The following is a 22,234-nucleotide window of genomic DNA, read 5'->3' on the forward strand; positions in this document are numbered from 1 at the left end:
GAGGCCACCCCGGAGGAGGTCGCCACCGCCCTCACCGAGGGTGCGACGGCCGACAAGATCACCAACCCGAGCGCGGGAACGCCCAACAAGCTGCTCAAGATCCTCGAGTAAGTAGGCCCCCGCCGTCTGTGCCCCGGCGATGAAGATTCCGATCTCCGTCGCCGGGGCTCGCTGCTCTTCCCGGCCGTGAAGGACGGCGGTTCCTCGCTCGTGCCGCATCAGCCGATGGTGGCCCTGTCGTGACGTGCCGTCCGGTTGCTGTCAGGCAGCAGCGCCGGGCGGCCGCTATGACCACGTGGCTGAACGTGTGCGGGTGTAGGCCGCGAAATATTGCCGGCCGGGGGCCGACGCTTCTTCGAAGCGGGAGGACCAGTCGACCGCAGCCCCGTGGCTTCCGGAGAGCTGGCCACCGCGGTGGCGCTTCCGTGCAACGGTGCGCGAAACCCAGCCGCCTCGTTCACGGCGCACGGCCGGGCTCTGTGTCGAATGTGTAGAACTGAGCGTGGTCCAACATGTCGCGTGGCGTGACATCGTTCCAAGGACGCATGGTGGAGTTCAGGTCCACCACGTTCTCGGTCGGGGTGTCGGGCAGATATCGTGATGCGGGGTGTCGTGCCTGCCAGTCTGCCCACAGCTTGTCTATGAAGGCGTGATGCAGCCAGAACACCGGATCGTTCGGGGACGCGCCCGTTGCCATGTGGCCGCCCACCCAGACATGCACCCGGTTGTGCAGGTTGGCGCCGCGCCAGCCCTCCAGGAGGTTGCGAAAACCCCGCGAGGTGCTGTTCCAAGGCGGTGTGTCGTACGTTTCCACGGCGAGAACCGCCTCGATGTCGTCGCGCCTGGGTAAGGGCCTTCGTCCGCCGCCCAATGCGCGCCGCAGAAAGTGGCGGGTGTCCACTTGGGTGTCGATGGACCAGTTCCCGGCCAGGTTCGCGAACGGTCCGTTCATCACCTGGCCGTCGCGGCTGCGTCCGTCACCGCCCAGGAAGTCGGTGGCCCACAGGGAAGACTCGGGCCTGTCGTCGGTGCTCCAGTCCCAGTAGGGCAGCGTCACGGAAGGGATGATGCGTTGCAGTTCCTGCTCGAATTCGAGCAGGAACTTCCGGTGCCAGGGCAGAAAGGACGGGGAGCGGTGCCCCACTCGTTCTCCCTGGTCCGTATCACTCATGATGAATTCGTTGTGGGTGCGCACGAAGTCGTCATAGCGTCCGACCCGTTTGAGCTCGAGGACTGCGTCGACGAAGTCGCGCTTCTCGGTGGAGGTGAGTGTGGACTGGTTCTTTCGCACGGCCATGCCAGGCGTCTCCTTCAGGGATGCTCACAGGTGGGCCGTAACGGCGACGAGGTCGGCGCCGTCCAGATTGTCGACCGCCGACCGTGCCAGGACACGCGGAGTCGCAAAGACCTCGTAGTGATCGATGAGGCTGACCCACGTCCCGTCTCCGTTCTGCATGATGTGGAGATCGGTCCCGTCTATCAGAACGCGGTAGCCGCTCACGGTCCCGTGGTGCCCGTGATCAGTCGGCCATCCCTGGATGTGCCTGCCTTTGTATGTTTCGTCGAATTGCTCCCCGGCCGTGCGGGGCCGGGCTGGGTCGTCGTGCCCTGCTGGGTTCGCCCGATGGGATCCATCACCGGACACAGCAGCGGTTGTTCCGGCGACGGCCAGCGCCGCGAGTGCCGCAGTTCCACCCCGAAGAAATCGGCGACGAGTACGCATGCGTTCCCTCTCCCCATGCAGGCGGTCTTTCCGCGCAGTTGATGGTCAGGTCCGACTGCCCCGGACCCCGCCAACGTTGCCGAAAAGTTTGTCACGGGCCATGGATCGGCGGGTATCCGGCCAGAATTTGCATGAAGGATCAACTGGGGGAGAAGCAGATCGTCCTGTCCACCCGGACGGCAGGCTGTCCAGCCAGAAAATTATTTGGGACGTTCCCCGGTTGCTGTAGGAATTTTCGTCGGTCCGCGGAAGCCTGACTCGCCCAGTGGCGTGGCAGCTTGACGTAAAGACACGGTCGGCGGATTTTTGTGCCGTTTCAACCAACCTCCGGCCCGCACCGGCCGGAAAGGTGCGATCTCGGTCGAGAGGTCACGGCTCATTAACGGTGGTGAGGTCGTCCGGGTCGGCGACGACTCGCGAAGGCGAACTGCCGCTAAACCCGCACCGTCACCAACTCCGTAGCGCCCGGGTCGCCCTTTTGGGCCAGTTTCCCCGCTCCCCGATGTCCGAAGAGAGGGGCATCGATGTGAAGCTCCCGCGGCTTCTGAGTAACGCTGCAAGCTCCGTAGTCGAGAAGAAGGAGACTCTGATGCGTCGCTCTGTCACCAAGATCACCTGCCTTGCGGGTGGGGTCGCCGGCGTCCTCGCTCTGACCGCCGGTCCTGCCGCAGCGAGCACGCCGCACAGCCTGTACGCGCCCTCCGCACTGGTGCTCACCGCCGGTCAGGGTGAGAGCGCGACAACAGCGACCGTCGAACGGGCGGTCACCCTCACCTGCAACCCGACCACCGGCGGAACCCATCCGGACGCCGAGGCCGCCTGCGCGGACCTGGAACGCGCCCATGGCCAGCCCGCACTCACCCTGAACGACGACTCGGATCGCGCTTGTCCGATGATCTACGCTCCTGTCACCCTCACAGCTGACGGCGTGTGGGAGGGCCGCCGAGTCTCCTACGAGCGAACCTTCCCCAACAGCTGCGTGGCGGACTCCCGAGTCACGACGCTGTTCGACTTCTGACCCACGGCATTGGCAACGCCTCTTACGTCTGGAGGGTGGTCCGGCCCCAAGGGGGCCGGACCACCCTCCAGAACGAGCTCGTGCATCAATGTTCGGAGGCGGCGGGTCGCGGGCTTGTCGCCGGATGTGACCGCTGAACTCGTGGCAGGAAACCGCAGGAACCTCCCGCTGTGGCACGAGCGGCACCGGAGCCGGCGGTCCGCTCGGCATCCGAGCCCTCACGTGTGGACGCCCAGAGCTGCGAGAGCAAGCAAACGACCGGCGGGGGTGAAGTCACACGCCACGCCGCACGCGCCAAGCCAGGCCGGGTCCCCAAGGCAGTCCTCGTCGGCGCTGTCCCACCCCTCATGGTGCAGACACCGGCGAACCCGGGCAGTGGCGGCGGGGGCGGCCCTGGGCACCTCGGTGACCGTCGGCGGCATGACGCTCTACGCGCTCCGGGATGGCGCGGCCCACGGGGCCGGTGGACCACGGCCGGATCCCGGCCGCCGACCGACCGACGGCCAGCTTGTGCGGCAGATCGTGCGAGAAAGGGAGCGTCACTTCGAGGCCCTGCGCACGGTCCTTCCCTCCGGCACCGCGACCCGACCCACCCGGACCTGCGGTACTTCCCGGCGGACGCGTCCCGCTCGGGCGGATCGCCAGGTCGGGAAGGTTCGGCTCAGCGGCGGGTTCCCCCAGAACCTGCACGCCGCCGTCTGCCAGGGGTCCTGAGGGACCTTGCCGCACTCTGCCGCCGCCCCGGCCGCTCGGGCCCGCCGGCCACCGGGCATGTGGACGGCCGGTCGTGCCGTCCGTGGCTCCTGTAGCCCTCTCCGCACGGAGGAGTCGAGTCCGCCGCGCAGTGTGAGGCGGACTCGACCGCGTACCGGGGACGCGTCACGCAGCGAGGGAGAACTGACTCGGTGGTCCCCGTGCCCTGCAGGACCGGACGGCGCCTCGCCGGCGTTGGGCGTGGGTGCGATGGAGCCGCTGTGGGGGAGGCTGGAGAGGAACACCTGGTAGGGAAGGCGGGAGCAGCCCATGGCGGTCACGACGTTCCGTTCGGGGGCGCGGCTGTCGGTGCGGCCCTACGCGCCGGGCGACGAGGCGGCGGTGCTCGATCTGGTGGCGGCCGACCGGCTGCCCGGACAGCCGCTGACCACGCCCGCGATGCTCGCGGAGGCCGTGGCGGGCCGTTCACCGGTGGACGGCGGCTGGTGGGCGGAGCTGGAGCCGCCCGTCACCGAGGTGATCCATGACGAGACGGGCACAGTCTTGGGCGTCGTTTCGTACGCCACCCGTCCCAGCGACGGGGCCGGGTTCATCCTGTGGCTGCACTGCCGCGAAGACCAGTCCCTCGCTGAGGCCCTGGCCACCCGTGCGATCGGCCGGCTCGGGGAACAATGCACGGTGCACGCCTTGGAGTTCGCCTCCGCGCTCACCCTCGGTCTGGAGGGCCTGCCGGTGCTGCACCGTCCGGCGACCCGCCGCGCGCTGGAGGCGGCCGGGTTCACCGCGCGGGACCTGTGGCGTTATATGCGCGCGGATCTGCCGATCGCCGGGCTGCCGCACGCCGCTCACGTCGCCGTCGAGGAGTGCGAGGACCCTCCGGGCAGGCGTCTGGAGGTCCGCGAGGGCGGGGGACCGGTCGCGGAGGCCACCATCGGCCGCCCCGTGGCCGGGATCGGGGTGCTGTGGTGGATCAGCGTCGCCCCGCCCGCCCGTGGGCGGGGTCTGGGCCTGGCCCTGCTCGGCTCCGCGCTGGACCTGCTGGCCGGGCTCGGCGCCCGTGAAGTGATCCTGTACGTCGACGACGACGCCCCGCCCGGCGACCGTGAGCGCGACCGCACCGCCGCCAACGCCTTGTACGACCGGGTCGGCTGCACAGAGGTCGACCGGCTGCACTCTTTCACCCGTCGCCCGTAGCGGCGGGGGCGCCGAGGGTGGGCATGCCGTCGGACATGGTGATGTGGCGGACCGGGCGCTGGTTGCGACGGCTGCCCGCGACGACGCACATCTACGAAGGCTGCGGCTACGCCGTCAGCGTGCATTCCCGCCCCGCCACGTGAGTCCGCGCCCTCTCTGCGAGCGGTTCGTGCACCGTTTCTCCAGGTCGGAGCCGTGTGAGTCGACGCTTCCGCATGACCTTCAGCTCCACCCACCCACGACCGGGCATCAACAAGAACCCCACCCATAAACAAACCAACGATCGACCCGCCCAACCGTCACGGCAAAGACCGTTGCAGTGAGCCTTTTCCATCTTGATCAGGTGGCGAGTTCGAGTGCGACGACGGCACGGACGACGGCGGTGATCCGGGTGGTGCTGCAGCGGAGCTTCCTCAGGAGCCGCCAGCATTTGAGGGTGGCCATGGCGCGTTCGCCGAGGCTGCGGATCTTGGCGTGATCGCGGTTGTGACGACGACGCCAGCCGCGCAGGTTCTTGCCCCGGAACGGGACGCGGACAGCAGGGCCTGCGCCCTGATACGCCTTGTCAGCCCAGCACTTGACGTCGTCAGCGGCGAGAGCGGCGGGAATGCCGTGGGTCCGGGCCGCGGTCAGATCGTGCACGGCTCCGGGTAGCACGTCCGAGGCCCAGATCAGGCGGCCGGCTGGATCCGCGAGGACCTGCACGTTCATCCCGTGGTGCTTCTTCGTCCCCGAGTAGTACGGCCTGTCGGCGGCGATGCGGTCGATCGGCAGCACGGTGCCGTCGAGGATCACGTACGCCTTCTTCCGCACCGTCGTCATGGCCTGTTCCAGCGTGGGCGCGAGAGCGGCCAGGAGGTCGACGGCCTCGCGTATGTACCGGTGGACCGTCGCGATCCCGACGCGGAAACCTGCTGCGAGGCGGGCGTAGGTGTCGCCGCAGCGCAGGTGGGCCAGGACGAGCACGGCCTGCCGGCCACAGGTCAGGCGCCGCCACCGGGAGCCGATCCGACGACGGTGGCCTGCGAGGAGACCGGATAGGTGCTGCAGAGTGCGGCTGGACAGATCGATACCGGACGGGTAGACAAGCACGCGAAAGCTCCTGGCAGACTGGTGATCTTGGTCGAAAACCCACCTACCAGGGGCTTCACCCTGATGTCAGCCCAACGGCGTACTGCTGATGCAGGTTGAAAAGGCTCAATGTCAGTGCCGTGCTGTTCACTTGGCCGCGTGGACGCCTCTGCTCTGCGCGCCCGTCTGAACGACGCCTGGCGCGCGCCCGAATTGCACTGCCCGCTGCCCATTCATGGGGCAGGGCATGTCTGTGTGCCCAGTGACGCGGAGGATCTGGCCGAGCTGGAGCGCGTCGCTGCGGACGTGGTCGACGGGGCGGGTCTGCCTGTACGTGCGTGGGTCGTCGGGGGTAGGGCGGCAGGGGTGCCCGACGGTCCGCCGGTGGGCGGGGAGGGTGGGCTCCCCATCGGCGGGGAGGGCGGGTTGCTGGAGCTGCGCGGGTGGGTGCTGGCCGAGCACTGGTTCGGATACGGCGTGACGGCCACCGCCGATGGCCCGCGCCGCGTCGTGATCCTCGCCCGGCGCGCGTTCACCCGCCCGCCCGGTGTCGGGTGGGTGGCGTTGCTGCGGGAGGCCACCGAGTGGACGGAGCCCGATCGGTGCGGCGTCGACTGGGCCGCGACGGAGGCAGCGCTGTGCACCGCGCTGCCCGGTGACTACAAGAACATCGTCGACGCCTTCGGCCCGGGCAGCTTCGACGAGTACCTGGACCTGCTGGTGCCGGGTGCGCTGGGCACGGATCTAGTCTCCTGGGGCCAGGACATGGCGCGGTACGCCGACCTGTACCGGCCATACCCGGTCCACCCCGCGCCCGGCGGCGTGCTCATATGGGGGACCTCCGAGCAGGAGGTGACCTTCCACTGGCTGACCGGACCGGCCGATCCCGACGACTGGCCGGTTCTGGTGCAGTACCTGGACGGTGAGTGGCAGCGCTTCGACTGCGGCACCGGCGAGTTCGTGCTGCGCCTGCTCACCGACCGCACCCCGCCGTTCGCCTTCCCGCCCTCCGCCGGACCGTTCCCCCACTGGTTCGCTTCATGGGAGCTGCCGGAGCGCTGAGCCCTTTCTGACCCGGCTGTCAGCGCCGCTGACCATGCTCGGCGAAGCGTCTGGGCCGCCGGGACCGACTGCGGATCTGCTGGTCATGACCTCGCTACAGATCGGTGCGTTCAGTCGTCAGCAGGCCGATGAGCAGCACAGGTATGAGGTTGGAAAAGGCTCAGTATTAACCCGCCCGGGCGGCGGTGAGGTGGGCGTCCACGGCGACAACACCGTCGACGCCCTGGCAGAGGCCCACGACCACCGGGACGAGACGCGGTTCTGGGACGTGTCCCCGAAGGGTGACGACCCCGTCCCGGACCTCGACCGTGACGGTGCCCTCGTCCAGGCCGAGGATGCGCCCCAGGACGTCCTGCTCGACCTCGCCGCGGATCACGGCGTCGGGGCGGATGAAGGCGTCGAGCAGGTCGCTGCGGGTGACGATGCCGGTGAGGAGCCCGTCGTCGCCGACCACCGGCAGCTGCTTGACGTGCCGCTTGCGGAGTTCCCGCGCGGCCCGGGAGATCGTCCAGTCGGCGCGGGCGGTGAAGACGGGGCTGCTCATGAGCGCGCCCGCGGTCCGGGCCCGGGCCTTGCCCCAGGAGCGCTCGTCGTTCCCGTCCTGACCTTGCGGATCGGGCATGCCGGTCTCGTGCCGCAGCACGTCGGAGGCGGACACGACGCCGACGGGAGCGCCGTCGTCGTCGACGACCGGGGCCGCGACGATGTCGTTCGCATCCAGCAGGGCGGCGACCTCCTGGAACGGTGTGTCGGGGCGGAAAGTGACGACCTCCTCGGTCATCACGTCACCGACCGTGCGGCGGTACAGCATGGCATCGGCCTCCTCCGCTTTGCGATGGACCGCCTGGGCGGACCACCCGCGGCGCGCAGGCCCCCGCGCCCCTGCCGGCTCGTGCACGCCGCCGCCTTCCCTACCCATGAGAGCACCGTGCCGCTCCCGCGACCAGTGACGTTCGGCCCGGCGGGGAGGCCGGCGGCCCCCCGGTCAGGAGTGCGGCCGAGTACGCGGTCGATACCGACCGCCGCCACTCAGCCCTGTGGTGGCCGGCGACCGGGACCGACTTCCCTGAAGGCGGCAAGGCAACGGAGTCCGAGAACGGTTTTCAGCGGGCGAGGTCGGCCAGACTGTTCAGCGCGGTGTCGATCTCGGCTGGAGTGTTGACAACGGCGGTACCGATCCGGGTGTAGGTCGAGGTGGACAGCCGCACGCGGTGGTTGGCGGCGTGGTCGACGACCTGCTGATGGGTGTGTCCGGCCACGCTGAAACAGGTGATGCCCGCAGACAGCTTCGCGTCGGCAGGGGTGTGCACGGTGACGCCGGGGATGCGGCTCAGTCCTTGCTTCGCCCGTGTCGACAGCTGTGTGATGCGTCCGGCAACGCGTGCTCGGCCCAGCTGCTCATGCAGCGCTACCGCCACCGGCAGGGCGAAGGCATGCTCGAACGCCAGAAACCCGCCGGGCGACAAGGGCGCTGCTCCCCCGCCCCTGATAAAGCTCACGAACGTGGGCCGCAGCTGGTCGAGGACGTCCGGCGCCACCCAGACCAGCCCCGTTCCCCTTGGGCCGAACAACCACTTGTGCGTTCCGGCGATCACCACGTCCGCGCCCAGGCCGGCGGCATCCTCGTCGATCGCCGCCAGCCCGTGCACCCCGTCGACGACCAGCAGGCATCGGTCAGCAGGGCTGCGGCCTTCATTGGCTCGGCGCACCACCTCGGCCACCGCACGCACCGGCATCCGAAGCCCCGTGCTCGATTGCACCCAGGTGATCCCCACGACTCTGGTGTTCGGACGAATCGCCTCGCCGACTGCCGCTGCGATGCCGTCCGCCGTCGCGGTGGCCGGATCGGTGAACCAGGAGCCCAGCCGTAGCGTGTTGCCATGCTTTTCGGCGGCCAGCCGGGCGGCCATGCGCTGGGAGATGTGGTCGTGCTCGGTCAACAGGAACTCCTGTCCCGGACGGGTCACGACACCGTTGTAGAAGACCCCCAGCCCGATGCTTGTGCTCGCCGTCATCGCGATGTGCTCGGCCCGGCCTCCCAGATAGGCAGCGAGCGCCTGGCGTACCCGGGGCCATCCGGTGGGGCCATCGGGCAGCGCCAGGCCCGCGGGCACCAAGAGAGGATTGGCGTCGACCTGTGCCCTCAAATGATCCACCGCATCCCGCACCGCCTTCGGGTGCGAGGCGAGATAGAACAACGCGAGGTTCGCCCATCCAGGCTCCAGGCGAAACTGCGCTCGCAAGGCGTCCCAGTCCACACGCCCGTCGATCGTGGTGACCGGCCGCTCCCGCGGTGTGTCCACCCTTGCCGCGCCGGAGCTGGGCACGAGGGTGACCGCCACCGCTCCCGCAGATTTCGCCAGCAGATCGCGCCGACTCGTCATCGACATCCAGCACCCCTTCGCACCGCGACCGGCGGAGCGGTGGCGGAATAGCTGTCCGGCGCCCTTCTGATGACGAGGTTACGCAAAGTGGCTGCGGGTGCCGACAGCACCGTTACCCAAACGGGCTCTACGGAGATGCCGCACAGCACAGACCACACGAAGAGACCAGCCATCTTGCCCTGGAGACGCACTCCGTCCTTCCTCTTCGCTGGGCAGAGGAATTCGACCTCAGAGGCCGCGGCGACCACACACGGTCACCAATGATGTTGGACCCTCGAAGAACTGGCGACAGCTGAATGGGCGAGCTCACCGGTCTCACACCTGGACTGGTACAACCACACCCGGCTCCACGGTGAAATAGGGCACATCCCGCCCGCTGCATATGAAGCCAACCACTCCCTGAACACCACGAAACCCCAGGTCACAACCAACCTCTGAGATCTCTACCGAGCCCGGAACGGTTCAGTCCTCCCCAGCGCCCGCGGAAGGTCACGTGCCAAGATCACTCGGGGCGAGCGCTGACGCTGACGCGTTGCCAGGTGCCCTCCCGTCGGACCGGACTCACCTGATGTGCTGCCGGATCCGCACGCGGCGAGGCTCGCGACCAGCAGCGCCGATACTGCCCCGCTCGAACCGATCTTCACCCTATGGCCCGTCATCACACCTTCTCCGTCCGGACGTTCTTGTGATCCTTCGATTCTAGATCTCCGGCTGAGAGCTGTTTGGAAGCGGAGATATCGACAGGTGGGCCGAAGCTGTCGACCGGCCCGCCCCGTGCGTGCTGTGCGGCGGCACCCCTACCCCGCTGAGGTCCCTACGCCGACGAGCCCGCGCACAACGACGTGGGCGGAGCAGTGGAACGCGGCATCACCCCGGCGTGTCCCGATTCGTCTTCGACTCGCCCACGGACCAACGACCACGCCCTCGGTCGGTCCCGAGGAGGCGTGACCACCCAGCTCCACCTCGCCTGCGACGGCCGCGGCAGGCCGCTGGCCATCGTCCTGCTCCCCTGGTGAACGCCATGAGAGCGTCTGTGCCCAACTCTTGCTCGAACACATCCGAGTGCCCCGAACCGGCCCGGCCGCCCACCCCGCAGACCTGACCACTTCGTCGCCGACAATGCCTACTGCCCCTGCGGCTTCCGCGCGCCGGGCATGTGCCCCCGCCTCGGCATCGATGATGTCGTCGAGCGAGGCTTCGGTGTCACCGGGCCTGGGCGGCGAGGAACTGGCTCACGAGCGTGCCGAACGGCATGTCCAGGTCCCTGTACACGTGCGGCGCGATGGGGTGGGCATTGTCGGCGAGCATCTCGACCACGAGGCTCGCGTAGTCGCTGACGATCACGCCGGCCTGCTGGAGCCGTAGCAGGCCCGTCTCCCGCTTGGTCGCGGAGAAAGTCCCCGAGGCGTCCACGGCGACGTACGCGGTGTATCCGGCGGCGGTGGCCGAGATCGCCGGCAGCCCCGCGCAGACTTCGAGGGAGGTGCCCGCCACGATGAGCCGCTTGCGGCCGAGGGCTTCGATCGCGCCGCGGACGCGCTCGTCGTGCCAGGCGTTGACCGTGGACCGGTCGATCACGTCCAGGTCCTTGGGCAGGGCGGCCTGCAGTTCCGGGACGAGCGGGCCCCACATGCCGTCGACCGACGTCGTCGTCGCGACCACCGGGACGCCCAGGCGCAAGGACGCCCGGGCCAGGGCTGTGACGTTGTGCTTGAGCTCGTCGACGCTCATGTCCCGGACGCCCGTGAACAGTCCGATCTGGTGATCGACCAGCAACAGGGCCGCGTTGTCGGAGGTGAGGGGCTCGTGGAACGGCTTCATCATGACAGGTTCCTTTACGGGAGGAAACGGTTGGGCATCGGCCCCGCCGTGCGGCGCGGGCCGTTGGCACGATGGTTGACCACAGGCAGCCGGCTCGGCGAATGTTTCATCCGTGCCTGAATCCTCAACCGCCTTGTCCACGCCGTACGCCGAGTTCGACTTCACGCCCGGGGACCTGGCGCGGCTGCGGTTCGCCTTCTCCCCGGTGTCCGAGGCGGTCGGGAGCCTGCGTATGCTCCAGGACCCCGGGCGCCACGCCCTGCATCTGCCGTGGATGCGCGGCGTACGTCCCCGGCTGCGCGCCATGGACCTGCGGCTGCTGTTCGCGCTCGCCCCGCTCGGTGCCTACATCCCCGATTTCCTCACCCCGCCTCCCACGGGGCCGCTGCCGGACATCGCCGCCGAACTCGGCCTCGTGGCCTCGGCCGACCCGGACGAAGCGGCGCGCGAGGTCGCCCGCGTCCCGGCAGCGGACACCCGGCCGGTGCAGGAGTTCCTCGCCGACCCCGCCGCAGGCACGGCCCGCGCCGCCGCCCAGCTACGGCAGTACTGGGACACGGCACTCGCCCCGTACTGGCCCCAGATCCAGGGGCTTTTCGAATCCGAGGTGCTGCGGCGCTCCCGGCAACTCACTCGCGAGGGCGCGGCGGTGATGTTCAATGATCTGCATGAGAACGTCCGTTGGGACGACGGTGTCCTTCGTGTCCGCACCATGGCGTGGCGGCGGGACGGCCCGCTGTGCGGAGACGGGATGATCCTCGTACCGAGCGTCTTCCAATGGCCGGACACACTGGTGATGGCGGAGCCCTACCAGCCGATGCTCATCTACCCCGCGCCCGGCGTTGCCACAGTGTGGCAGCAGGGAACGGTCCCCACACCCGATGCGCTCGACGCGCTCATCGGCCGCACCCGGGCCAGAATCCTCGTCGCCCTCACAGAACCCGCGACCACGGTCATCCTTGGCCGTCGACTGTCCATGACCCCGGGAGCGGTCAGTCAGCACCTCAAGGTGCTGCACGCCGGCGGACTGCTGACCCGCAACCGCAGCGGCCGCGAGGTCTTCTACGGCCGCTCGTCCTTGGGCCACGCTCTGTGCGGGCAGTCCTGTTACTAGGGCCTGTCCGGCGAGTCGTCGCTGGACCGCTCGCGGCGTCTGGCGGGGGACAAGTCGCTGGCCGGTTCCTCTCCGATCTGCATGGGGTCTATGCCGGGAAAGGACTGCAGACGCGATGAGCCGCCGTGTTAGATGGGCTTCATGGTGTCTACCGACCGTCTACTGGCTTTCGCGGCCATGTCGTTCCTTCTGATCGTGGTCCCCGGTCCCAGTGTGCTGTTTGTGATCGGGCGGGCACTGGCGCAGGGCCGCCGTGCCGCGTTGGCCACGGTGGCGGGGAACACACTGGGAGCCTACGTACTTGTCGTGGCCGTGGCTCTCGGGGTCGGGGCCGTCGTGGAGCGTTCAGTCCTCGTCTTCACAGCGCTGAAGCTCGTGGGCGCTGCGTACCTGGTTTATCTCGGAGTCAAGGCGGTGCGACAGCGTGGATCGTTGCATGCCGAGTTCACAGGCGATCGTCCCACGCAGGGCAACCTGCGCACGCTTTGGGAGGGGTTCACGGTCGGTGTGGCCAATCCCAAGACCATCGTGTTCTTCGCCGCCGTCCTGCCTCAGTTCGTCGACCGTGGCCAGGGCCATGTCATGCTTCAAATGCTGTTGCTCGGCTTGGTCTTCAACGTCATCGCGGTGGCTTCTGACAGCGTGTGGGGGTTGGTCGCGGCCACCGCGCGGGGCTGGTTTGCCGGCTCACCGCGGCGGCTCGCCATGGTCGGCGGGGCTGGTGGGCTCACCATGATTGGCCTCGGTGTGACCGTTGCTGCGACAGGCCGCAAGGATTAGGTTCTGCCGGCAGATCATGGATCAGGTCGTGAGCGGGCACCGCCTTCTTCGCCGGACGGGTCAGCGACCGGCGCTTGCGACGGGTGACCCCGGTGATGTCGCGCTCACGCATGATCCGCTCCACTCGCTTGCGGTTGACCCGCCGGTCCAGCCTGCGCAACTCGGCATGGATACGCGGCACCCCGTAGGTGCATCGGGAGGCGATGTGCAGCACGGTGATCTCGTGGGCCAGGGCATCATCGGCGGCCCGGCGGTCGGCGCGGGCCTGCTCGCCGGCCGGCCAGGCGTAGAAGGAGGACCGGCCCACCTTCAGGAGCCGGCACAGCAGAGCGACTGGGTGGGTGGTCTTCTCCGCCTCGATGAACGCATACACGTCGTTCATCGATCGCTCTCCTTCGTGAAGAAGACCGCCGCTTTTCGCAGAACCTCGATCGTCTCGGCCTGCTCACGCGGCGGCGTTCGCAGGGCCGGAATTCAGCAGGATCCAAGTCGAGATCAGCCGAGGTTCACGGTGTTGGACGACTTCTTCACGGCCGGCTCACCGCTGCCTGGGACCGCACGGCCGCGGTACTCGAGGCCGAGTGCGGGGCGCGCTTCAAACCTGATGACGGGAGGCATGCGGACAGCGCGTCCAGTTCCGATGGCACCACCGCCTCTCCTGCCGCCCGGCCCGGACGCGATGTCCTGGCCGAACTGGTCGAACTGTTCGCCCGTCCCTCCCAGCCCTGCCCGGACCTGGCCTCCGCGGTCAACAGCCTGCTGGACGTACGGCTGGAGTACCGCACCCTGCTCTACCCCCGGGTACGCCCCGACCTCGCCCCTCTGAATCTCCAGGTCACCCACCCGGACACCGGCGAGCAGATGCAGCAGGGTCCCCTGACCGAAGAGGGCGCCGAGGACCTGCACGAGTTGTTCAGCGGTCTCGCAGAGCAGGCAGCGTTCCGGATCCAGAAGTCGCTGTCGCAGGACGCCGCGGTTCCGGCAGCCGTCATTCACGCGCTGGTGGAGCAGTTCGAGGACACCCTGATCCGGTCCGGCACCTCGGTCCAGGAATTCCGGCGGTTCGTCCGTTCGTACCGCAACGACTTGTGGCCGGAGGAGTTCCAGGGCACGGACGAGGCCAACAGCCGCTTCGCACACGTGGTCCGCGTTGCACAGGACATCTCCAGCGTCGAGTCACGCCCCAAACCGCTGCCGCATGACCAGCCCGGGCTTGACGAAGAACATAGAGGCACCCTCCGGAGACCGAGCCCGTAGGGATCCGCCAGCGAACCGACGGGTGCCCCGCTGCCCTGACGGGCCCCGCCGCGCCGCCCGGCCTGCCCGGGCGGCGCGGACCGTCACGGGAAGGTGAGCGTCTGCGCGAACAGGGTGACGACCACGAGGACGACGGGGAAGCAGACCAGGAACATCGCGAAGGTGTAGCCCATGATGTCCCGGGCCTTCAGGCCCAGGATCGCCAGGGTCGGGAGCATCCAGAAGGGCTGGAGCAGGTTGGCGCTCGCCTCGCCCAGGTCGTACACCACCACCATCCAGCCCTGGTGCACCTCGAGCTGGTTGGCCGCGTCCATCACGTACGGAGCCTCGATCACCCACTTGCTGCCGCCGCTCGGCACGAACACACCAAGGACGCAGGAGTAGACCGCGATGAGGGCCGGATAGAAGAAGGCGTTGGAGATCTCCGTCAGCCAGCCGGCGATGGTGGAGGACAGGCCGGTGAAGGCGATCATGCCGAAGATGCCGCCGTACAGCGGAAACTGGATGAGCACACCGGACGCGGCGGACACTCCCTCTCGTACGGCCGCCACGAGCCGCGCCGGCCTCCAGTGCAGGATCAGAGCGAGCAGGATGAGGATCAGGTTGACCGTGTTCAGGTCCAGGGCGTTGAGGGGATTGCCCGTCGCCGAGGCGAAGTAGCGGTACAGGTACCACACGCCCAGCAGGAAGATCAGGACGGCGAACGCCGGGCTGTGCTCCAGCCAGTCGCCAGGTCGGCGCGGCTCGCCGGCGCCGGTGTCCTCGCGCTTCTCCTCCAGCAGTGGCCGCAGGCGGATGCCCAGGTCCTCGGCCGTCTTGGCTGCCTCGGGCGAGGGGGCGAGGAACCAGGCGAGGACCACCGCGACGAGGAACACGACGGCGGTGGCGGCCATGCCCTGCCACAGGAAGATGGTCTCGGTGAGCGGGATCAGGCCCGAGCCGCGGCCTTCCTCGATGACCTTCTGCACCGCCTCGGGGCTCGCCCCGGCGCTGGCGACCTGGAGGGCGGCCGATCCGGAGAGGCCCTGCGCCCAGACGGTACCGAGTCCGAGGAACGCCATCGCGCCGATCGCCCGGTAGTCGACACCGCGCACCAGCCGGGAGATCTCCTTGGCGAGGATCGCGGTGAAGATCAGGCTGAACGCCCAGTTGAGGTACGACGACACCATCGACACGGCAGCAGTGAACGCGACGGCGGCGCGCGGGCTCCGGGGCACTCTGGCGAGGCGGGAGATCAGCCGGGCGACGGGCCGGGACACCGCGACCGCGTAGCCCCCGATGATGATCATTGCCATCTGGAGCGTGAACTGGATGAGTGACCAGAAGCCCTTGCCCCAGGCGTCCACGAGCCCGTATCCGGTGGTCGCCGTGGGATCGTCGGGCGCCCCCGTGACCGGCGCACCGGTCAGCAGGCCGAGTGCGAGGACCACGAAGGTGCCGACGAGGACGAAGCCGAAGGCGTCCGGCAGCCAGCGCTCCGTGGCGGCGGTGAATCGCAGGGCGATGCGGGCGAGGACGTTCTCGCGCGTGTTGCCCGTGGTCCGCCCTGTTCTCGTCATAGCCATCCGACATCTCCTCACGCCCAGGCGCATCACATGCACCGCGGACCAGGAAGGTAGAGCAGGACGGCGACGATCACTATGGGCCCGGAGCCCATAGACCGCGCGGTAGTCATGGCGGGCGGCCCCTTGAGTGCCCGGTGGGTGGCCGGGAACGGGGCTTGCGCGGGAGGTCCGGGGACATTGCCCGACGGCATCGGTAAATATCAAGGAATGGGGCGATAATGCTGCAACCATTCATATTCGAGGCGTGTCTCCATGAGTGACACCGCAGTCCCCGCACAGGAAGAAACGGGGGGCACCATGCACCACCAGTCACGGCTCGCGGCTGCCGCCGCGGCCATCCTCCTCACCGCCGGGATCGGATCGACGATCCCCGCGTCCGCCTCGCAGTCCGCCGCACCCTCCCCAGCTCCGGCGACCGCCCTCGTCACCAACGCACGCTGGGGCGGCCACAGCTCCTTCGACCGGATCGTCATCGACATCCGCGGCAAGGTGCCTCCCATCACCGTTCAGCCGGTGAAGAAGCTGCACTACGACGGCCTCGGGACCGAGGTCCCGCTCGCCGGAAAGCACTTCCTGGAGATCAGGCTCTCGCCGGCCGCCGCACACGACGACAACGGCGGGTCCGTCTACAAGGGCCCCAAGCTCACCAAGATCTGGCTTCCCTCCCTGAAGGGCCTCGCCCTCACCGGCGATTTCGAAGGAGTGGTCACCTTGGGAGCCGCGTTCACGACCAAGCCCACCTACACGACCCGCGTCCTCCACTCGCCGGAGCGCTTCGTGCTCGACATCCGGCACGCGCCACCGGTCTGCGGCCGGTGACAGCACGGGGTCCCGGTCTCCGCACCGGGACCCCCTCCGCTCGGCGGGGCGTGCGGCCCGCGTCTCTGGTCCGCCCGGTGCATTGCGCCCATGTCGTCCGGGGATTGCCCCGCTCGTCAAGGGCCGGACGCCTATCGTGCCGGTATGAGTGCACACTTCGATGTCGTGGTTCTCGGGGCCGCCCCGGCGGCTACACCGCTGCTGTCGGATGCGCCCGGCTCGGAATGTCGGTGGCGGTGGTCGAGGAGCGGTACTGGCGAGGCGTGTGCCTGAACGTGGGGTGCATCCCCTCCAAGGCGCTGCTGCTTCATGCCGAGTTGGCCCATCTGTTCACGCACGAGGCGAAGACCTCCGGGATCCGTATTGAGGGTCAGGTCGGTTTCGACGACCGGGAGGCTCCTGCGCAGCCGGAAGGTGGCCGAGGGACGCGTCCGCGGTGTGCACTACCTCATGAAGAAGAACGCCGTCACCGAGTACGACGGGACGGGCGTCTTCACCGACGCGCACAAAAGCCTTCGACATGTCCGACAGCACCTACGGACACCGGCGCATCCAGGCCCAGCTGGACCGCTGGGGCGTCGCCGCGGGCATGGAGTTGGCCCGCTGCCATGCGCGAACTGGGCCTGGTGCCCTGCCAGTCACGGCCGGAGAGGTTCGGCCTCACCCAGGCCGCGGCCGGCATGGTGCCGGACCTGGGGGGCCGTGACTTCACCCCCGTTGCGCCCGGCGGAAAGTCCGTCGGTGACATCACCTACATCGCGACCGGGGAGGGCTGGCTGTACCTCACGACGGTAATCGACTGCTACACGAAGGAAGTCATCGGTTACGCGATGCGCCCTTCGCTTCCTGGGCCGCTCAGCTGCCTGACAACCGCCGCGACTCCAGAAGGCGCTGTGGTCGCGCTGCTGGAGGACGGCGAAGTCCGCGTGCGCCGTCTCGACGGCCTCGGGGTTACGTCTGGCTGGGCTCCGTCCCTTGCGGCAGCTGGTCGGGATGAGCGGGTCGGGCTGGATGTCCTCCACGGTCTCGCCGTTCGCGCGGCGTCGGAGCACGGTGTGTGGCATGTCGTCGGTGATGACCGAGGGCCTGCCGCCGTGGGATAGCGCGAAGCTCGATTAGTACGAGCACCGCCCGGCCTCTTCCGCCTCCCGCGTCTACTGGGCGATGACGCACGTCATGGCCCGCCGTCCGAAACTTCGACGCAATCTGCTGTCAACCGAATCGGGACCCTCGACAACTCTTGAGCAGACCGCCGGGCGGCTGGCTCGCGGCATCCGTGCAGGAGGTAGGGGCACCAGTGACAGATAGTGGGTACGGACTCACGCCGAGCCAGATGTTAACCGACGGCTTCGACCAGGTGCGTGTGGCCGTGGCGGGAGAGTTCCGCCGCTGCCGCGGCACAGTCGCCGCCCAGGCGCAGCACATCGTGTCCGGGTACGCCGCCAAGCTGCGCAAAAGGAGCATAAGCGCCCGGTTCCCCATTCTGGGCGCCAGTCTCCCTCGGTCGAGGGGGGCCACGCTCCACCGTCCCCCCTGTCTGCCTGCTAGGTGACATCTCGTGCAGGGCAGCGGCTCCATCTCCCAGAACCCAGAGGGCATCTCGTATGAATGCTATTCCGCTGCTATTGATCGGCCTTGCGATGTTCGCGGGCGGATATGTCCTTTACTCGAAATTCCTGGGCAACCGGGTCTACAAGCTTGACGCGTCCTTCAAGACGCCCGCGCACGAGCTGCAGGACGGCGTGGACCACGTCCCGACCAACAAGTTCGTGCTGTGGGGTCACCACTTCACCTCGGTCGCGGGCGCAGCGCCGATCGTCGGCCCCGCAGTCGCCGTGATCTGGGGCTGGCTGCCCGCGTTCCTGTGGGTCACCCTCGGCACGGTCTTCTTCGCGGGCATGCACGACCTGGGCGCCCTGTGGGCCTCGGCGCGCAACAAGGGCCGCTCGATGGGCATGCTCTCCGGCCGCTACATCGGCCGCCGGGGCGCGAACCTATTTCTCGTCGTGATCTTCCTGCTGCTCCTGATGGTGATCGCTGCCTTCGCGGTGGTCATCAAGAACCTGCTGATCTCCACCCCCTCGGCGGTGATCCCCGCCTGGGGCGCGGTCGCGGTGGCGCTGCTGGTCGGCCAGGCGATCTACCGCTACAAGATGAGCCTCGGCCTGGTCACCGTGCTCGGCGTCGCGGCGCTCTACGGCCTGATCCTCCTCGGTGACGCCGTCCCGGTGGAGCTGCCCGACCCGATCCTGGGCATGTCCCCGGCGACCTTCTGGATCGTCGCCCTCTTCGTCTACGCCGGCATAGCCTCCCTGTTGCCCGTGTGGGTGCTGCTCCAGCCGCGTGACTACATCAATGGCGTCCAGCTCTTCGTCGGGCTCGGCATCCTGTTCGTCTCGGTGCTGCTGAGCGCCCCGGCGATCGTCGCCCCGGCCATCAACGACGCCGTGCCCGCGGGCACCCCGGACCTCCTGCCTCTGCTCTTCGTCACCATCGCGTGCGGCGCGATCTCCGGCTTCCACGGCATGGTCTCCTCGGGCACCACCTCGAAGCAGCTGGACAAGGAGACCGATGCCCGCTTCGTCGGCTACTTCGGCGCGGTCGGCGAGGGCATGCTCGCGCTCGGCGCGATCATCGCCGCCGTCGCGGGCTTCCGCACCCTGGCCGACTGGGAGGCCGTCTACAGCGCCTTCGGCCAGGGCGGTGTCGGGGCGTTCGTCGCGGGCGGCGGCGAGATCGTCAACAGTGGCCTGGGCCTGCCGGCCTCGCTGAGCTCGACGGTCCTGGCCACCATGGCGATCCTGTTCGCCGCTACCACCATGGACACCGGCGTGCGCCTGCTGCGCTTCGTCGTCCAGGAGGCCGGCGAGGTCGCAAAGGTGAAGATCAACAATAGTGTCGGCACCCTCATTGCGCTCGCCGCCGGTATGGCACTCACCTTCAGCCAGGGTGCCGACGGCGCCGGCGGCCTCCGTATCTGGCCGCTGTTCGGCACCAGCAATCAGCTGCTGGCCGCCCTGACCCTGTCCATCGTCGCGGTCATGCTGATCCGCAAGCGGCGCAACCCGGCGCCTGTGCTGGTGCCGCTCGCGTTCGTGTTCGTGATGGCGTTCTGGGCCGCGCTTGCGCAGCTCGGCGACCTCTACGAGGCCCGGGACTGGCTGCTGCTGGCCATCGACGTCGTCATCATCGTCGCCGCCGTGTGGGTCGCCTTCGAGGCGGCCGTCGCGATGCGGCGGGCGTCCCAGGAGCCGCCGGAGGCCCTTGACGCCGATGTGACGGAGAAAGCCGAGCTGAAGGGGTGACATCCCGCTGGGCCTCGCTCCGGGCCGGGCTGGAGGAGTTCTACGCCGGCCCCTACCGGCGTACCTTCGCCCGCGCCCGGCGCGAGGAGGACGACCTCTTCCGGATGGTCGTCCTCGCGGAGGCACTGGGCGTGCCTGACCCGGCGGCGTACTACACCGTCGAGCTGATGCCCGCCCTCTATGAGGACTTCCACGCCTGGCACCACCGGATGGGCATGGACCACTCGCCACTGGAGCATGTCGGATGCTGCTAGACCTCATCACCTCGCGCAGGGTCGTCTTCGTCGGCGGCAAGGGCGGGGTCGGCAAGACGTCCATCGCCGCGGCGCTCGCCCTCGGCCGTGCTGGGGCGGGCGCCCGCGTGCTGCTGGTTTCCACCGATCCCGCCCACAACCTCGGCCACCTCTGGGACCGCCCCGTGGGCGACGAGCCCGTGCGCCTCGCCGGCCCCGGGGACCTCGCCCCCGGGGCGGGGGCCGGGACGGAGGGTTACGTCGATGGGCTGGAGATCGACCCGGAGCGCACGGTCGAGCAGCACCTGTCTGCGGTCGCCGGGATGATCCGGCGGTTGCTCCCCGAGCGGATGCACGCACCGGCCGCCCGGCATCTGGAGCTGGCCCGACAGGCGCCCGGCACCCACGAGTCGGCGGTGCTGGAGCGGATCGCCGAGGCGGTGGAGCTCGGGGAGGAGGCGTACGACCTGGTCGTCTTCGACACCGCCCCGTCCGGCCACACGCTGCGGCTGCTTGCGCTGCCCGAGCAGCTCACCTCCTGGACCGAGACCCTGCTCGCCAACCGTGACCGGTCCGAACGGTTCGGCGCCGCGGTGCGCGGTCTCGGCGGCGCCGAGGAGACCGACCGCGACGCCGAGCTGCGACGGATCCTCGTACGCCGGCGCAACCGCTTTTCCCGGCTGCGCGAAGTGGTGACGGACCCGGCGCAGACCGGGTTCGTGGTCGTGCTGACCGCCGAGCTGCTCCCGATCGCCGAGACCATGGAGGTGTACGAGAAGCTCACCGGCCTCGGCGTCGACGTGGCCGCACTCGTCGCCAACCGCCGTTCCCCGGCGGACGCCGGTGAGCTGCTCGCCCGGCGCCGGAGGCAGGAGGACGAGCATCTCGTCCGGCTGCGGAAGCAGGTCCCGGACGTACCGCTGCTCGACGTGCCGTTGCTGCCGGGGGATCTGGTGGGCACGGAGGCGCTTGCCGCGCTGGCCGACCGGCTCGGACCCTCCTCTTCCTGAGTTTCCGGATGATTCCGGCACTACCTGCTGGTCCGTGGCGCGCGCCGAGCTGGCGATCGCGGTTCTTGTGGGTGTTGCCAGGCTGCGCCAGGGTGATCGCGCCCCCCTGCCGCGGCCTCGACCAGATCCGGCCGGTCCGGCCAACCGGCCGGGCCAGCAGGGCACTTCAGGAGGATCCGTGTTCGCACGACCGGCGCGCCTCGCCGCGCACCTGCTCGCAGTCGTCACCGCTCTGGTTACTGATGGCGCTTGCCGCGGTCGTACCCGCCGCCGACGCGCCCGAGGGCCGTTCCGTGTCGCTGCGGGTGGCGGCCTACAACATCCACCATGGCGCCGGCCCCGACGACGAGCTCGACCTGCGCTACATCAGTAAATCGCTGTCGGTGCTCAAGGCCGACGTGGTTGGCCTCCAGAAGGTGGACCGGCACTGGGCGAGCGCAGCGACTTCGTGGACCAGGCATGGTGGCTCGCCCAGTCCATCCCTGTCGCGGGCGACGAACTGGACAACGCCATCATCCAGCACACCAAGAAGGAGCACTCCCTCCTCGTGGGCGCCCCACAGCCGAACTGATTAAGACCACGACCGGTTCGGCGTACGGCCTCGACCCCGACGAGCACACCGAAATCCGCGGCCGGGACCTCGTCTCCGGGCTGCCGAAGACCGTCGTCATCTCCGCGGCCGAAGTCCGCAAGGCGATCGAGGAACCGGTCAACGCGATCGTTGACGCGGTCAAGACGACCCTCGAAAAGTGCCCGCCGGAGCTGTCCGGCGACATCATGGACTGCGGAATCGTGCTCACCGGAGGCGGCGCCCTGCTGCGCGGCCTGGGCGAGCGGCAGCGCCGCGAGACCGGCATGCCTATCCACATCGCCGTGGACCCGCTGAACAGCATGGCGCTCGGCTCCGGCAAGTGCCTCGAGGAGTTCGAGCCACTCCAGCAAGTGCTGGACGCCCAGCCGTGCAGATGACGCAACGTTGCAGGGGCAGACCTGTCCCGGGGGGAACGGGCCTGCCCCTGCACATCGGAGCCCGCGTACCCCCTCCACGCAGCGCGGGCCCCTTTGACTCCGCTGGGGTCACTCACCTCAGTGCACGGGGAGCCCAAGGTGTCACGGGTGAGGGGCCCCGGCCGGGACGTCATGGCCCCGTGAGACTCGGGGCCG

General features: G+C 68.9%; 18 protein-coding genes and 4 pseudogenes. 14 read left to right on the forward strand and 8 right to left on the reverse strand.

Features of this window, described 5'->3' with window-relative positions; translation table 11 throughout:
- Positions 1–457 precede the first annotated feature (457 nt).
- Positions 458–1,297 carry a tyrosinase MelC2 gene (gene melC2, locus ACWD01_RS34775; RefSeq protein ID WP_451167641.1) on the reverse strand — a complete coding sequence of 280 codons (840 nt, stop codon included), beginning with the start codon at positions 1,295–1,297 and terminating at the stop codon, positions 458–460.
- 24 nt (positions 1,298–1,321) lie between these two features.
- The gene (gene melC1, locus ACWD01_RS34780) at positions 1,322–1,723 is read right to left on the reverse strand and encodes an apotyrosinase chaperone MelC1 (RefSeq protein WP_451167642.1); all 402 of its coding nucleotides are present in this window, start codon (positions 1,721–1,723) and stop codon (positions 1,322–1,324) included.
- Between the two features lie 589 nt (positions 1,724–2,312).
- Here melC1 and ACWD01_RS34785 point away from each other — a divergent pair.
- From ACWD01_RS34785 to ACWD01_RS34795, 3 genes and pseudogenes are all read left to right on the forward strand, one after another.
- Complete coding sequence (locus tag ACWD01_RS34785; protein WP_451167643.1) at positions 2,313–2,741, forward strand: subtilase-type protease inhibitor; 429 nt, start codon at positions 2,313–2,315, stop codon at positions 2,739–2,741.
- A gap of 254 nt (positions 2,742–2,995) precedes the next feature.
- A pseudogene (locus ACWD01_RS34790) lies at positions 2,996–3,115 on the forward strand (alpha/beta fold hydrolase); the annotation flags it as partial.
- A 649-nt stretch (positions 3,116–3,764) separates the two neighbouring features.
- Positions 3,765–4,649 carry a GNAT family N-acetyltransferase gene (locus tag ACWD01_RS34795; protein ID WP_451167645.1) on the forward strand — a complete coding sequence of 295 codons (885 nt, stop codon included), beginning with the start codon at positions 3,765–3,767 and terminating at the stop codon, positions 4,647–4,649.
- A gap of 339 nt (positions 4,650–4,988) precedes the next feature.
- Here ACWD01_RS34795 and ACWD01_RS34800 read toward each other — a convergent pair whose 3' ends face one another.
- Positions 4,989–5,741, reverse strand: a complete 753-nt coding sequence (locus ACWD01_RS34800) for a transposase family protein (RefSeq protein WP_451167647.1) — start codon at positions 5,739–5,741, stop codon at positions 4,989–4,991.
- Between the two features lie 138 nt (positions 5,742–5,879).
- On the opposite strand from ACWD01_RS34800, the gene ACWD01_RS34805 reads away from it, so the two are divergent.
- The gene (locus tag ACWD01_RS34805; RefSeq protein WP_451167649.1) at positions 5,880–6,782 is read left to right on the forward strand and encodes a hypothetical protein; all 903 of its coding nucleotides are present in this window, start codon (positions 5,880–5,882) and stop codon (positions 6,780–6,782) included.
- Positions 6,783–6,948: 166 nt separating this feature from the next.
- On the opposite strand, the gene ACWD01_RS34810 is transcribed toward ACWD01_RS34805, so the two are convergent.
- The 3 genes from ACWD01_RS34810 to ACWD01_RS34820 all read right to left on the reverse strand — a co-directional run bounded on the left by ACWD01_RS34810 (position 6,949) and on the right by ACWD01_RS34820 (position 10,990).
- Complete coding sequence (locus ACWD01_RS34810; RefSeq protein WP_451167651.1) at positions 6,949–7,593, reverse strand: CBS domain-containing protein; 645 nt, start codon at positions 7,591–7,593, stop codon at positions 6,949–6,951.
- Between the two features lie 292 nt (positions 7,594–7,885).
- Positions 7,886–9,172, reverse strand: a complete 1,287-nt coding sequence (locus tag ACWD01_RS34815) for an aminotransferase class V-fold PLP-dependent enzyme (protein WP_451167653.1) — start codon at positions 9,170–9,172, stop codon at positions 7,886–7,888.
- Between the two features lie 1,197 nt (positions 9,173–10,369).
- A complete protein-coding gene (locus ACWD01_RS34820) occupies positions 10,370–10,990 on the reverse strand; it encodes an isochorismatase family protein (RefSeq protein ID WP_451167655.1) in 621 nt (206 codons plus the stop codon).
- Between the two features lie 109 nt (positions 10,991–11,099).
- Here ACWD01_RS34820 and ACWD01_RS34825 point away from each other — a divergent pair, with 109 nt between their 5' ends.
- Together ACWD01_RS34825 and ACWD01_RS34830 are read left to right on the forward strand one after the other, a co-directional pair.
- A complete protein-coding gene (locus ACWD01_RS34825; protein ID WP_451167657.1) occupies positions 11,100–12,101 on the forward strand; it encodes a transcriptional regulator in 1,002 nt (333 codons plus the stop codon).
- A gap of 141 nt (positions 12,102–12,242) precedes the next feature.
- Positions 12,243–12,881 (forward strand): LysE family translocator, encoded by a 639-nt coding sequence (locus ACWD01_RS34830; RefSeq protein ID WP_451167659.1) that lies wholly within the window; start codon positions 12,243–12,245, stop codon positions 12,879–12,881.
- Here ACWD01_RS34830 and ACWD01_RS34835 read toward each other — a convergent pair.
- Positions 12,829–13,263: an IS3 family transposase gene (locus tag ACWD01_RS34835; RefSeq protein WP_451167660.1), complete on the reverse strand. Its 435-nt coding sequence runs from the start codon at positions 13,261–13,263 to the stop codon at positions 12,829–12,831. The genes ACWD01_RS34830 and ACWD01_RS34835 overlap by 53 nt on opposite strands.
- Before the next feature lie 479 nt (positions 13,264–13,742).
- On the opposite strand from ACWD01_RS34835, the gene ACWD01_RS34840 reads away from it, so the two are divergent.
- Positions 13,743–14,138, forward strand: a complete 396-nt coding sequence (locus tag ACWD01_RS34840) for a hypothetical protein (RefSeq protein WP_451167662.1) — start codon at positions 13,743–13,745, stop codon at positions 14,136–14,138.
- A gap of 83 nt (positions 14,139–14,221) precedes the next feature.
- On the opposite strand, the gene ACWD01_RS34845 is transcribed toward ACWD01_RS34840, so the two are convergent.
- Positions 14,222–15,703 (reverse strand): short-chain fatty acid transporter, encoded by a 1,482-nt coding sequence (locus tag ACWD01_RS34845; RefSeq protein WP_451167663.1) that lies wholly within the window; start codon positions 15,701–15,703, stop codon positions 14,222–14,224.
- A gap of 297 nt (positions 15,704–16,000) precedes the next feature.
- On the opposite strand from ACWD01_RS34845, the gene ACWD01_RS34850 reads away from it, so the two are divergent.
- The 7 genes and pseudogenes from ACWD01_RS34850 to ACWD01_RS34880 all read left to right on the forward strand — a co-directional run.
- Positions 16,001–16,522 carry an AMIN-like domain-containing (lipo)protein gene (locus tag ACWD01_RS34850; protein ID WP_451167679.1) on the forward strand — a complete coding sequence of 174 codons (522 nt, stop codon included), beginning with the start codon at positions 16,001–16,003 and terminating at the stop codon, positions 16,520–16,522.
- A 144-nt stretch (positions 16,523–16,666) separates the two neighbouring features.
- Positions 16,667–17,029: pseudogene (locus ACWD01_RS34855) on the forward strand (FAD-dependent oxidoreductase); the annotation flags it as partial.
- 173 nt (positions 17,030–17,202) lie between these two features.
- Positions 17,203–17,355, forward strand: a pseudogene (locus ACWD01_RS34860) (DDE-type integrase/transposase/recombinase); the annotation flags it as partial.
- 771 nt (positions 17,356–18,126) lie between these two features.
- Positions 18,127–19,827, forward strand: coding sequence for a carbon starvation CstA family protein (locus tag ACWD01_RS34865; RefSeq protein WP_451167665.1), 1,701 nt, complete (start codon positions 18,127–18,129; stop codon positions 19,825–19,827).
- The gene (locus ACWD01_RS34870; protein ID WP_451167667.1) at positions 19,824–20,081 is read left to right on the forward strand and encodes a cory-CC-star protein; all 258 of its coding nucleotides are present in this window, start codon (positions 19,824–19,826) and stop codon (positions 20,079–20,081) included. Before ACWD01_RS34865 ends, ACWD01_RS34870 begins: the two co-directional genes overlap by 4 nt.
- Entirely contained in the window at positions 20,072–21,070 is a 999-nt protein-coding gene (locus ACWD01_RS34875; protein WP_451167669.1) for an ArsA family ATPase, read from the forward strand. The genes ACWD01_RS34870 and ACWD01_RS34875 overlap by 10 nt, the downstream gene beginning before the upstream one ends.
- Before the next feature lie 469 nt (positions 21,071–21,539).
- A pseudogene (locus tag ACWD01_RS34880) lies at positions 21,540–22,039 on the forward strand (rod shape-determining protein); the annotation flags it as partial.
- Between the last annotated feature and the right edge of the window lie 195 nt (positions 22,040–22,234).

It is taken from the genome of Streptomyces sp. NPDC002835, from assembly GCF_053591995.1.

Bases quoted from the DNA above. Each gene is read 5' to 3' on its own strand.
- melC2 (WP_451167641.1), bottom strand. From the start codon at position 1,297: ATGGCCGTGCGAAAGAACCAGTCCACACTCACCTCCACCGAGAAGCGC.
- melC1 (WP_451167642.1), bottom strand. From the start codon at position 1,723: ATGCGTACTCGTCGCCGATTTCTTCGGGGTGGAACTGCGGCACTCGCG.
- ACWD01_RS34785 (WP_451167643.1), top strand. From the start codon at position 2,313: ATGCGTCGCTCTGTCACCAAGATCACCTGCCTTGCGGGTGGGGTCGCC.
- ACWD01_RS34795 (WP_451167645.1), top strand. From the start codon at position 3,765: ATGGCGGTCACGACGTTCCGTTCGGGGGCGCGGCTGTCGGTGCGGCCC.
- ACWD01_RS34810 (WP_451167651.1), bottom strand. From the start codon at position 7,593: ATGCTGTACCGCCGCACGGTCGGTGACGTGATGACCGAGGAGGTCGTC.
- ACWD01_RS34815 (WP_451167653.1), bottom strand. From the start codon at position 9,172: ATGTCGATGACGAGTCGGCGCGATCTGCTGGCGAAATCTGCGGGAGCG.
- ACWD01_RS34820 (WP_451167655.1), bottom strand. From the start codon at position 10,990: ATGATGAAGCCGTTCCACGAGCCCCTCACCTCCGACAACGCGGCCCTG.
- ACWD01_RS34830 (WP_451167659.1), top strand. From the start codon at position 12,243: ATGGTGTCTACCGACCGTCTACTGGCTTTCGCGGCCATGTCGTTCCTT.
- ACWD01_RS34835 (WP_451167660.1), bottom strand. From the start codon at position 13,263: ATGAACGACGTGTATGCGTTCATCGAGGCGGAGAAGACCACCCACCCA.
- ACWD01_RS34840 (WP_451167662.1), top strand. From the start codon at position 13,743: ATGCAGCAGGGTCCCCTGACCGAAGAGGGCGCCGAGGACCTGCACGAG.
- ACWD01_RS34845 (WP_451167663.1), bottom strand. From the start codon at position 15,703: ATGGCTATGACGAGAACAGGGCGGACCACGGGCAACACGCGCGAGAAC.
- ACWD01_RS34850 (WP_451167679.1), top strand. From the start codon at position 16,001: ATGCACCACCAGTCACGGCTCGCGGCTGCCGCCGCGGCCATCCTCCTC.
- ACWD01_RS34865 (WP_451167665.1), top strand. From the start codon at position 18,127: ATGAATGCTATTCCGCTGCTATTGATCGGCCTTGCGATGTTCGCGGGC.
- ACWD01_RS34875 (WP_451167669.1), top strand. From the start codon at position 20,072: ATGCTGCTAGACCTCATCACCTCGCGCAGGGTCGTCTTCGTCGGCGGC.